Source organism: Mucilaginibacter sp. (assembly GCF_039921305.1).
GTDB lineage: Bacteria > Bacteroidota > Bacteroidia > Sphingobacteriales > Sphingobacteriaceae > Mucilaginibacter.
In genome coordinates this window covers 1-11,561 of record NZ_JBDSCA010000055.1, presented here as the reverse complement: position 1 = coordinate 11,561, position 11,561 = coordinate 1, and the positions used below count along the sequence as shown (strand labels likewise).

Here is an 11,561-nt window from a genome sequence, read left to right as displayed (position 1 = left end):
TTGATAACTAATTATAATGCGTTCAGCTTATCGTAGTAATTTTGTTGTTCAAAACATGATCGTTAGCCTCACCATAGTTCGTTACCGGAAAGCCTTTGTGCCCCTTGCCCTGCTGGCTATGGCGATGCACCGTTTGCCCATGATGCTGAGCAAGGGCTGTTCATTTTGGAAGCTGTTAGGCTGCGGACATAACGGGAGTTTTGACCTTAAACCCGACTGGCAGCAATGGGGCCTTTTAGCCGTTTGGGAAGAGCGAAAAAACTTCGACGATTTTTACAGATCGGGTTTTGTATCCCGATGGTGGAAGCTGTTTACTTACGAAAGCTGGACCATACTTTGCGAACCTTTACAGAGCCACGGCAAATGGGATGGAAGCGAGCCCTTCGGCAAACCGGATGTTCAAAATCACGACGGACCGATTGCCATACTTACCCGAGCAACCATCAACCTCAACAGGCTCAAAAACTTTTGGAGCCATGTGGACGAAGCCGCCGAAATGTTGACTACCTCGCCCGGATATATTGCCTCGGTTGGTATTGGCGAAGCGCCGGTTTACAGGCAGGCAACCTTCTCTATCTGGGAGAATTTGGAGGCTGTAAAAAGCTATGCATACCGCTCGCCAAAACATGCCGAAGTGATAAAAAAAACACGCCAGGAAAACTGGTACAGCGAGGAGCTTTTTGCCCGCTTTAAACCCATTGAAACATGGGGTACAATTAACGGGAAAAACCCGTTAAAAAACTTACTAAACTAACACCCAAAATACGATGAGAATTATAGCAGAATTACCACATCCTGAGTTCAAGATTTCGATCCTGATGATGAACCAAAAATTCATCATCAAAATAGAGCAAGGTTCGCTCGAGCAAATTTACAAGATGAACGAGATGGATTTGACCGACGGCGTAAACAGTGTTTTTGAACTGCTTGATGAACCCTTTTTAAAAACCGTTGGCGAAAGGTTTTTAGGCATGCGCACAGATTTTAAAGACAGCTTTTACCGTTATAACTTCTAGTTTCGATATTCCACATATATAACTTAATACCAATAAGTTATATTACTTAGGATAACCATACAGAATTTTATTTGGCGTTATATTGTCAAATATCTCAATGCAAGTCACCTATCTAATCAAATCCTTTAAATATGGTTATTTAATAATTTGAAAATAAACAAGTTAAATAAATATACAAAATTTTATTTTGTGCTATAAAATCATGAAAAATGGGTGGGTTTTGGCTTTTTTGATTAGGTGAGTACCCGGTAGCCTGTGTTAAAGTTAAACATAAATTTTTCATAAAACAGCATAAATTCCAGAAGAAAATTTCACTTTGGTAAGGCCAAAATCATACGGGATTTCCTTGGGATTTTCCCCCATACTTTTCAATTCCGTATACAGAATTTCAAAACGCGTCCCTCCTCCCCGCTTCCTTAAATTTTAGATCGCGATAAAATTTGAATAATTTACAGGTAAAAAACGGCTTGATTATTCATCGAATTTACACTCCTAAAAGGTGCAAAAAAGCTGAGTACATGCCTCCCATATTTCGGAGTAAAAAGCGATAGAAATTAGTGAATTCCAGGAGGTCTTTTGAGGCCAAAAAACAATTGATTTCAAGCCCTAAAAAAGACAAAAATCAGAACCGGTAAAGCACCTAAAAGTGGTTGATCAGTATGCAGAATAACGCACTAATTCGCCCCTCTCAAGTGGTGAACCGCACATCACTAAAGCTCACTTATGGGCCATTGAAAAGATGTGATTAGGGCTCAGTCACTAGGCAGCAGATCGCAATACCAGAAGCCCGATATGGCTTGCGCCGTGGTTGATGAGTTGCAGGTATCATCGTTATTTTTGGGAGCGGCATACTCCTTAAAAACCTTCTCGCCAGTTTGGTAATTGATGGAGGTTTTGAATATCGGCCCCTTAAAAGCGAAGGTATGAAATTCCCCATTTTCGCCGCAAACGTCGGCCCCATCCGGAAGGGAATTGATCAGATCACGACTAATTTCTTTACCCACAAACTCACCCAGCCAGGCTTGGGTACAGGCTATCACCGTGCCAAAACCGAGGTTCAAAAACTCGTTGATCAGCTCGTGTGTATCGCGCTTCCAAAGGGGGTAGATCCCGGTAAGGCCAGCTTCGGCAAGGCGCTCATCACGGTACATTTTAAGGTCTTCTAAAAAGATATCACCAAAAATACTATGGGTTACACCTTCGGTTTTTAGCTTGTTTAAATGGGTTCGCATAGTATCATCATACTCCTGCATACCGGGCATTTCGGGCAGCCTGATCTGGTATAAAGGAATACCAATGCTTTCGGCTTGCTCAATCAATAGCGCCTCTCTAACACCATGCATCGAGATGCGGTTCATGGCATCGTTAACCGTTGTTACTAAGTATTTGATATGAATATCCGGGTCTTGCAGGCAGTAGTATAGCGCCAGTGCACTGTCTTTGCCCCCACTCCAGTTAAATATGCAGGTTTTCAATGATCGAAGGATTGAGTTATTGAAGGATTAAATATTTTATTCAAAATCCCGGCCACAGTTAAAGCAATGAAATTCGTTTTGCTCAACAAACTTATCTAACCTGATTGCCGAGAACAACCTGGCAAACCAGCCTGTATTTTCGCCGCTTGCAAAGCCGTAACGCACGTTATTTGAGCCGCAATATGGACAAACAACCTGTGTTTCTGATTCAGCTTCGGGTATTTCATCAACGTTTAGAGTACTATCTTCGGCCAAAATAGCTTTGCATTTATCCAGATCGCGAGCAAATATTTTAAGTTTGATGCCGCCTATGGCCGCGTTATAGGCCGGATATAGCGTCCCCATATTCTCATCTACTACAAAGCATGCTATACCGTTATCCTCAAGTCTTGTGCGCACAATATGTGCCAGCATAGGGTCGTAATAGGTTTGAAAGGTGATAATTTGCTCTTCGGCTTCCATAATCGTAATAAAAATGCCTCAATGTTTTATGGCATTGAGGCACAAATATAAGGCTTAATAGCTTAGTCTATCTTTTTTAAAGTTAATGCTCCCGATTTATCTTCGTGAATTTTAGCCGGATTGCCCCGGTACTCAACATCAGATACGCCTGAGCTGCTTACGTTTAGCTCATTGAGTACGTTTATTTTACAATGAGTGGCTCCGCTGCTTTCTATCGTGTATTTAGCCACAACAAAATCAAGAGCATTTAATGTACCCGAGCCCGAAAAATTTACCAAATGCGAGCTGGCCTGCCCGGTTAAGTTTAATTCTGTTGAGCCGCTACCGTTTGTAAATAAATTATCCGCGCTTAAATCAAGTGTTATTTTTGCTGCTCCTGATGTACCAATAACAAGTTTTTTGGTGGTGATCTTGCCGTTCGATGTTACATTCACAGCGCCCGATGTTTCAATTTTAGACAGGTCGCGCAAGCTGATATTTAATACAAGCTTACCCGAATTGCATATACTGCCTTTAGTTTTAACCTTCAAATTACCATCGCTAACCTCGCTTTTAATGGCTTCCATCAGGTTATCATCAGCCGTGATAGAGAGCGATTCGGCAGTATCCTGTTTAATTACTACGTCAAAACCACCACTAATATCTATTTTATCAAAACCGGTAACCTTTCGTGTTTCGGTTACCATTTTGCCCGAACCATTTGTGCAGGCTACATTACAGGCTGATAAACCAATTAGAGCATACGACGACACTGCAACTGCCAGGAACATGTATATTTTTTTCATACAGAGTATTTATTGGGTTTGACTACGCTTTATTTGATGAAGTTACACTTATACTATAACAAATAAAAGGCCACCCTTTATTAAGATGGCCTTTGCTATATATATGATGGGGTTAAGTGCTTATTAGTTAAAAGCCAGTTCGTCTAACACGTTTGCAAGTACCTTAGCCTTAGGCTGTACACGTTGTGTACTGATGTTATCGGCAATTAATTGTGTGGCATTTACCGTAGCCGATTGGTTAATTACCAATGATGTTTGGCTTGCGTTACCGCTGATATTAGCCTTAGCGCTATCGCTAACAGCTATTTTGGCTTCAATACAATCCATATTAAAGTTGGCTGTTGCGCTGTTGTTTAAGTTCAGGCTAAAATCAAGGGCCGAAAATTTACCAAAAGATTCAACCGAAGCGTTATCATAAGCTGATAATAATTTCAAATCGGCAACGGTTACCCAAACTACTAATTTTTCATTTTTGTATGATGAGATACGTAATACACCGTCTTGCTCTTGCACTAAAGCGTTTTGGTTGTAGTAGTTATCGTATACCTTAATTTTGTCGTTAAGGCCGTTGGTTACGTAAAGCTGCACGTTACCGTGAACTTCAATTTTGTTAATGTTGCTAACGTTCTCAAGCAAAGTTGTTGCAGTGGCTTCGGCTGTTTTGCTGATATTTTTACCGGCTGCAAATGTTTTACTACTTATTGATGCTACTATTAAAAGTATGGTTGCGATAGATAATATTTTTATTTTCATGATTTGTAACTATTTTATAATCAGTTGATTAATGTTATTGTTTTAATTAATATATCCATAAGACGCACCCGTTTAAGAAAGGTTACAGATTATTTTTAATTATTTTGTATGTTATATGTTACACAGTTTAAACCCGTAACGGCTATCACCAAAAAACTTATTATTTTAGGGCTGTAATGGAGAAACCAGACTTATATATAGAGGCATTAATTTTCGCATCCGAAAACAGCATCCGGTTTGAAGAGATCATGTATTGCCTTCAATTGAGCTTTGAGCGCGATTTTTTGGAGCAGGATGTTAAACAGGCTATCCAAAATATCCAGCAAAAATACCTCGATCCAAATTTTGCTATCGAATTAGTTCATATTAATAACGGCTACCAGTTTTTAACTAAAAAAGATTATCACATTATTATTAAACAACTGCAAATACAGCGCTCAAAAAAGAAACTGAGCCAGGCGGCTTTAGAAACACTGGCCATTATTGCCTATAATCAGCCGGTAACCAAGCTTGATATTGAGCAAATACGTGGCGTAAATTGCGATTATTCGATACAAAAACTCCTCGAAAAAGAATTAATTGCTATCGCCGGTAAGGCTCAAAGTGTTGGCCACCCCATAATTTATGCTACAAGCGAGTTTTTTATGGACTATTTTGGCATTAATAATTTGAACGAATTACCTCAATTAAAAGAACTTACAAGTGATGATTCGGCGGTTGGGGAGCAATCAGAATAAATCTTCAATCTTTTTTTCATTAAAAATCATTTTCGTTATTTTTGGTAATCAGATGGGCAGAACCTCATCAAATAAAAATTTTCAAAAAAAACCTAACGTATTCTAATTTCTTAGTAAATTTAAATTAAGATAAACTATTTACAACGCTAATCTATTTTTCAATGGAAACCCCCAAAAAACCGGCAAAAAAGACAAGTGCAAGTACAAGCCCAGCCAAAAAAGGAAGTGAAAAAGAGGCATCACCCAAACCTAAAAGCAGGTTTATTGATGACGACGATGAGGATGAGTTTGACAACTCGATAGACGAATTGGGGGCGTATGACCAATTTGACGGTCTGGAAGAGGATGACGATTATTGATAGATGATTATTGATAGATAATAACAAAATGATATTTATACAGAAGCATGCGGCTTAAAGCCGGATGCTTTTTTTATTTTTAACGCATGACGATAACCGAAGTTATTAGCAAAGCAGATAAAAAAGCCTTTTTAGATGTCGCGCGTAGTATTTACAAGAACGATGATGTGTGGATATGCCCGCTTGATATGGATATTGAGGCAGTTTTTGACCCTAAGAAGAACAATTTCCATACCCATGGTAAAATTACCCGCTGGATATTACATGATGATAATGGCAAACTGATAGGCCGTATAGCCGCTTTTATTAACGAACAGAAAGCCTATAACTATGAGCAACCAACCGGAGGTTGTGGATTTTTTGAATGTATTGAAAACAAGCAAGCCGCTTTTAAACTGTTTGATACCGCCAAAGCCTGGCTACAGCAAAAAGGTATGAAGGCCATGGATGGCCCAATAAACTTTGGCGAAAACGACAAATTTTGGGGCCTACTGGTTGAAGGTTTCACAGTAGCATCGTACGGAATGAACTATAACCACGCCTATTACAGAGCTTTTTTTGAAGATTATGGCTTTAAAACCCAATACGAACAGATTACCAACCATTTAACGGTATACAAACCCTTCCCCGAGCGCTTTACTAAGATAGCGGAGTGGGTGGCCAAAAAGCCCGGCTATGAATTTAAGCACCTTGAAGCTGATAAAATAGATCAGTATGCCGATGATTTTATGGAGATCTATAACGATGCCTGGAAGAATTTTGAAAACTTTGTCCCTATTAATAAGGCTACCATTATGGAGAATTTTAGCCAGATGAAAGCTATTATGGACGAAAGTTTGATCTGGTTTGCTTACGTTAACGGCGAACCCGCATCGTTCACACTCATATTACCTGATGCTAACCAGATGATTAAAGGCTTAAATGGCAAACTTGATTTAATAGGTAAGCTTAAGTTTTTATACAATAAATGGAAAGGCGTATCGCGTATGCGGGCCATTGTGATGGGAACAAAAGAGAAATTTCAGAAACACGGGTTGGAATCGGCCATGTTTATTAAACTGAAGGAATATGTTTACCCGCTAAACCAGTATTTTGAGTTAGAGCTATCATGGGTGGGTGATTTTAATGAGAAAATGATTGCCTTACACGAAGCAACAGGCGCCACGTTTGGCAAAAGGCACCTTACTATGCGATGTATATTTTAAACCGCCGAGATAAATAAAAAGACCCGATGAATAACCGGGTCTTTTTATTATGCTGTTACTTTATTTAATCGAAGTTCTTCGTAAAGCTCAATCACCTTCTTTTGAAGATCGATCACCTCAATATCGCGGTCACTTAATTTTTTGCTTACGGTATCTAATTCGGTATTGTATTTTGCTTCTTGCTCGGTATCGTTAAAAGTCAACAACTGAACTACTGTCATCTCAAACAAAATCGATATCTGCTCTAATCTGGACAGGTTAATATCGGTAATGCCGGTTTCAATTTTCGAGAAAGCAGGAATGGAAATATCAAGGCGTTTGGCAACGTCCTCCTGGCTCCAACCCCTTTGGTGACGTAGTAGTCTGATTTTTTTTCCAAGTGTCTTCATGTAATAACTAATTAAAGGATAAGGTTTGTAATTTATAAAGTTACGATAATTTTTTAATTAAAATTTCAAATGTGTTCAGCTTTTTTTGTTAACTTGTCTGTCAGCTCGTTCAAGTTTATACCCCCAAAGTTGCCAGAACTCATTAAAAGCAAGTTTGTATTGTTTAAATCAATATTTTCCAGATACGCTAACAATGCTCCCGGCTGATTAAAAACCTGCATATTATTATTGGCGAAAGCTGATTTTAATATCCCCACAGGGTAAGGTTCAATATTTTTTTGCTGAAAAGTGTGTTCGTCAATAAATACGGTAGCCTCGTCGGCAATATCCAGTGTGCCGGCATACTCATTTAAAAAGCTTTTGTTCAGGCTGCTAAAAGTGTGCAATTCTATAACCGCTATCAGTTTCCTATCTGGGAATTGGGTTTTAACCGCGTTAATAGTAGCCGTTAATTTGGATGGCGAGTGGGCAAAATCTTTATAAATATTACCTGTTTCCGTATCGGCTAATACTTCCAAACGGCGCGCAGCACCTTTAAAGGTGGTAATATATTGGTAAAAGTCCGCGGCAGCGATACCTAACTCCTGGCACATTAAGCGCGCTGCTTCAATGTTAAGCAGGTTATGCTCTCCAAAAACCAGCAAAGGGTATTTATTACCGTTATATAGAATATTGGTTACCCCTCTATCAATTTCAAAAGCGGGCAGGTGGTACGGCACTTTTTTAATATCAGCTTTATTATTTATAACCGTGGTTTTTAAAACCTCATCGGTTTCGCTATAAACTACGGCTCCTCCAGGTATTATGGTATCTAAAAACAGACTGAACTGCTCGGTGTAGTTTTCAAATGTTGGAAAAACGTTAATATGATCCCAGGCGATGCCACTTAATACTGCAATACTTGCTTTGTACAAGTGAAACTTAGGCCGCCTGTCTATCGGCGAAGACAGGTACTCATCACCTTCAATAACAATAATTGGCGCTTCGTTGGTTATCTTCACCATGGTATCAAAACCGGCCAGTTGAGCGCCTACTAAGTAATCAAAATCCCTGCCGACTGCTTTTAGCACATGCAGTATCATACTGGTAATAGTGGTTTTACCATGGCTGCCACCTATTACAACACGGGTTTTGTTTTTCGATTGCTCATAAATGTATTCGGGGTATGAGTAAATTTTGAGGCCAAGTTGTTGCGCTTTTAACAACTCCGGATTATCAACGCGGGCATGCATGCCTAATATAATGGCATCAATATCAGCGGTTATCTTTTCGGGATACCAGCCATTTGCTTCGGGTAAAATACCATGTTTGGCCAGGCGCGATACCGATGGCTCAAAAAGCACATCATCAGAGCCCGTAACCGTGAATCCCTTTTTGTGCAAAGCAATAGCTAAATTATGCATGGCGCTGCCGCCAATGGCTATAAAATGTACCCTCATGTAAATTTATTACGTATTAAGCAAATACACCTACAAAGAAACAAAATTACCAGTATTCGAGGTAATTAATTTATTACAATAAGGGCCTATAATTAAGATTGTTAGTATTTTATGGTATTGTTGAAAACTCAGCTGCCCATTCTTACGGACACCCAATTTTTGTTTTCTTTGTGCGAGATGTATTTGAGGCCGTATTTAGCAGCTTCGGTGGTAATGATCTCCATATCCGGACTTTCGTAAAAACCGCTGAAATAGATCTCGCCATTAGGCTTTAGTACCTGCGCGTAGCGGTCCATTTGCTCCATCAGTATGTTGCGGTTAATGTTAGCGAGGATGATATCGTACTCATAATCGGGAATGGCATCTTTTGAACCGCATATGGCTATGATGTTACCTATGTGATTTAAAGGCGCGTTTTCGAGCGTGCTATCATAACACACTTCATCATAATCTATCGCGGTCACGCTGGTTGCTCCCATTTTTGAGGCCAGGATAGCCAGGATACCTGTTCCGCAGCCCATATCTAACACGGTTTTGTCCTTCATATCAGCCTCCAGCATAAAATCCATCATCATGGATGTGGTTTGATGGTGCCCTGTGCCAAACGCCATTTTCGGGTCGATCACTATCTCGTACTTAAACTCAGGCTTAGGTTGGTGAAAGGTTGCCCTTACGTAGATCTGATCTTTAATTTGTATCGGCTCAAAATTACTTTCCCATACCTCGTTCCAGTTTTTTTGCGGGATCAGGTTTACCTCATAACTAAAAGTGAACATTTCGTGATAGGGCTGCAGCAGTTCGTCCAGCGTTTTCTTGTTGAAATTATCAACCGGGATGTAAGCCTTAAAGCCGAAATCAACTTCCTCAAAGGTGTCAAAACCGTATTCGGCCAGTTCGTTTATTAGTAGGTCCTGCTGGTAATCGTCGGTTATGATGGTGGTGAAAAGAAGTTCGTAGTAATTCATTATTCTAAATTTTGAGTATTGTTGGGTAAACTTTGATGGTTGCTTTTGATGGTAGATGTCAGAATTTTCAACAAAACTAAGTTAAGCAGCCAGTAAGCTAACTGCATGCCGGTTACAGCTATGGTTACCTTAATTAACCATGATGTGCCATCTTTAGTATCCCAAATGATGTAACTTAATAATGCAGACAAACCTATACAAACCACGATAATCAATACCATCCACATCACTTTGGTTAGCCATGGTTTTGAAGCGTTATTGTGCCATATAGGTAAAACAATCAAATATTGTACAAGCACAGCTACCACAAACAGTATAGGCACTGTGCTGCGATAAAAAGATATTAAACTGTAAATCACGTCAATTAAAAGGCTTTGGTTACCTGAATCGCCCTCGGTATAGTGTTTCGCAACAAAAGAAAACAACACCAGCGGAATTGAAGTTGGCAATAGAATGTAAAGGAGTTTTGGTAAACGTTTCATGAGTTTGGTTTACAATCTATTCTCTATCAAAACTGGCATCATCACCGTTAACAATGATGTATTTAGGTACGCCATTATTGAAATTAATTGAATCAGATACACCATTAACATCTTTAAAGATCAATTGGTTTCGAGCTATTTTTACAGGTAGAACATCGGTAGTTGACATATAATAGTTACCGATATATTTATTCTGAGCTGTGTAAACTAAAATTCGGGAAGTTGTTCTTTGGGATAGGCCCCATATCCAACAGGATGACATAATTTTATAGGTTACGCCAGGCTTAGTTGTAAGCTTCCCCAAATATTTGAGTGTTGTTTTGTCGTGATCTTTACCTTTTGATTTATCGAAAATAAAGGGTTTGCCGATAATGCCTTTGTTTAAAACAGTTATTCGTTCATCCTGAGCCGAAGCTTTGAATACATTAAAACTTAGAAAAACACAGATTAACATCGTTTTTAAATAGGTAAGCATTTTTATATTCAATGTCACGCTTAGATAAGAAGCAATCCTTATACTATACAGAGCGACTCTGTAAGTTGGGGATTGCTTCGTTCCTCGCAATAACGCGTGGGTTGTCTTGATACTAATTACTTGATATTATTATCAATTAAACACCTTCAATATATCCACAAAATCTCTTGCTTTTAATGATGCTCCGCCTATCAAACCACCATCAATATCCGCTTTGGCGAATAGTTCGGGGGCGTTTTTAGGATTGCAGCTTCCACCGTAAAGCATGGTGATTTCATCGGCTACGGCCTGAGTGTATTTGGCGGAGATCTCTTTACGAATGAACTCGTGGATCTCTTGCGCTTGCTCCGCGCTGGCGGTTACTCCTGTGCCTATGGCCCAAACTGGTTCATAAGCGATCACTATTTTGGCGAAGGCTTCGGCATCTAAATGGAAAACACCTTCTACCAGTTGTGATTTGATCACATCAAAATGCGTGTTGGCTTCGCGCTCCTGCAAAGTTTCGCCAATACAGAATATTGGGGTTAAGCTGTTTTTTAAAGCGGTATCAGTTTTTTTAGCTAATAATTCGTTGGTTTCACCAAAGTACTGGCGACGCTCCGAGTGACCTAATATCACATAATCAACACCGATAGAGTTAATCATTTTGGCTGATATTTCGCCGGTGTAAGCACCAGATTCGGCCTGGTGGGCATTTTGCGCGCCAATAAATACTTTATCGCTGGTTTTTGATTTTTCGACCAGGCTTTGCAGGTGGATGAACGGACTACATACTACGGCCGTTTGTGAGCCGGTTATTTCGGCATTTACCAGGGTAACTACTTCGCTAAACAGGGTTAAACCTTCGTTATAATCCGTGTTCATTTTCCAGTTACCGGCTACTATTTTTTTTCTCATGATGTTAAAAATCTCTATGTGTTTTGGTTAAGTCAAATACTGTTTGTAAAATATCTTGTTCAATTTGGTTAAATTCACGGTGTTCGCGGCGTTCAAATACTTTGGAATTGGTTTCAAAAGCT

Annotated in this window: 15 protein-coding genes; 5 read left to right on the top strand and 10 right to left on the bottom strand. The window is 39.5% G+C overall.

The window, feature by feature from the left end:
• Positions 1-16: 16 nt before the first annotated feature.
• Positions 17-754, top strand: a complete 738-nt coding sequence (locus ABIN91_RS16795; protein ID WP_348052413.1) for a DUF3291 domain-containing protein — start codon at positions 17-19, stop codon at positions 752-754.
• Positions 755-767: 13 nt separating this feature from the next.
• Entirely contained in the window at positions 768-1,016 is a 249-nt protein-coding gene (locus tag ABIN91_RS16790; protein ID WP_348052412.1) for a hypothetical protein, read from the top strand.
• Positions 1,017-1,768: 752 nt separating this feature from the next.
• Here the strand turns inward: ABIN91_RS16790 and ABIN91_RS16785 are convergent.
• The 4 genes from ABIN91_RS16785 to ABIN91_RS16770 form a co-directional block, all read right to left on the bottom strand.
• Complete coding sequence (locus ABIN91_RS16785; RefSeq protein WP_348052410.1) at positions 1,769-2,491, bottom strand: diphthine--ammonia ligase; 723 nt, start codon at positions 2,489-2,491, stop codon at positions 1,769-1,771.
• A 36-nt stretch (positions 2,492-2,527) separates the two neighbouring features.
• Positions 2,528-2,953, bottom strand: coding sequence for a DUF2007 domain-containing protein (locus ABIN91_RS16780; RefSeq protein WP_348052408.1), 426 nt, complete (start codon positions 2,951-2,953; stop codon positions 2,528-2,530).
• A gap of 62 nt (positions 2,954-3,015) precedes the next feature.
• Positions 3,016-3,738, bottom strand: coding sequence for a head GIN domain-containing protein (locus ABIN91_RS16775; RefSeq protein WP_348052407.1), 723 nt, complete (start codon positions 3,736-3,738; stop codon positions 3,016-3,018).
• Positions 3,739-3,861: 123 nt separating this feature from the next.
• The gene (locus ABIN91_RS16770; RefSeq protein WP_348052405.1) at positions 3,862-4,491 is read right to left on the bottom strand and encodes a DUF2807 domain-containing protein; all 630 of its coding nucleotides are present in this window, start codon (positions 4,489-4,491) and stop codon (positions 3,862-3,864) included.
• 176 nt (positions 4,492-4,667) lie between these two features.
• On the opposite strand from ABIN91_RS16770, the gene scpB reads away from it, so the two are divergent.
• From scpB to ABIN91_RS16755, 3 genes are all read left to right on the top strand, one after another.
• Complete coding sequence (gene scpB, locus ABIN91_RS16765; protein ID WP_348052404.1) at positions 4,668-5,228, top strand: SMC-Scp complex subunit ScpB; 561 nt, start codon at positions 4,668-4,670, stop codon at positions 5,226-5,228.
• Between the two features lie 161 nt (positions 5,229-5,389).
• Positions 5,390-5,587 (top strand): hypothetical protein, encoded by a 198-nt coding sequence (locus tag ABIN91_RS16760; RefSeq protein WP_348052403.1) that lies wholly within the window; start codon positions 5,390-5,392, stop codon positions 5,585-5,587.
• An 86-nt stretch (positions 5,588-5,673) separates the two neighbouring features.
• A complete protein-coding gene (locus ABIN91_RS16755; protein WP_348052402.1) occupies positions 5,674-6,792 on the top strand; it encodes a GNAT family N-acetyltransferase in 1,119 nt (372 codons plus the stop codon).
• A gap of 47 nt (positions 6,793-6,839) precedes the next feature.
• On the opposite strand, the gene ABIN91_RS16750 is transcribed toward ABIN91_RS16755, so the two are convergent.
• The 6 genes from ABIN91_RS16750 to tpiA form a co-directional block, all read right to left on the bottom strand.
• Positions 6,840-7,181, bottom strand: a complete 342-nt coding sequence (locus ABIN91_RS16750; protein WP_348052400.1) for a helix-turn-helix transcriptional regulator — start codon at positions 7,179-7,181, stop codon at positions 6,840-6,842.
• A gap of 65 nt (positions 7,182-7,246) precedes the next feature.
• Positions 7,247-8,620 (bottom strand): Mur ligase family protein, encoded by a 1,374-nt coding sequence (locus tag ABIN91_RS16745; protein WP_348052396.1) that lies wholly within the window; start codon positions 8,618-8,620, stop codon positions 7,247-7,249.
• Between the two features lie 128 nt (positions 8,621-8,748).
• Entirely contained in the window at positions 8,749-9,585 is an 837-nt protein-coding gene (prmA, locus tag ABIN91_RS16740; protein ID WP_348052394.1) for a 50S ribosomal protein L11 methyltransferase, read from the bottom strand.
• Positions 9,585-10,067: a hypothetical protein gene (locus ABIN91_RS16735; RefSeq protein ID WP_348052392.1), complete on the bottom strand. Its 483-nt coding sequence runs from the start codon at positions 10,065-10,067 to the stop codon at positions 9,585-9,587. The genes prmA and ABIN91_RS16735 overlap by 1 nt, the downstream gene beginning before the upstream one ends.
• 16 nt (positions 10,068-10,083) lie before the next feature.
• A complete protein-coding gene (locus ABIN91_RS16730; protein ID WP_348052390.1) occupies positions 10,084-10,521 on the bottom strand; it encodes a hypothetical protein in 438 nt (145 codons plus the stop codon).
• Positions 10,522-10,674: 153 nt separating this feature from the next.
• Positions 10,675-11,439, bottom strand: coding sequence for a triose-phosphate isomerase (gene tpiA / locus ABIN91_RS16725; protein ID WP_348052388.1), 765 nt, complete (start codon positions 11,437-11,439; stop codon positions 10,675-10,677).
• Between the last annotated feature and the right edge of the window lie 122 nt (positions 11,440-11,561).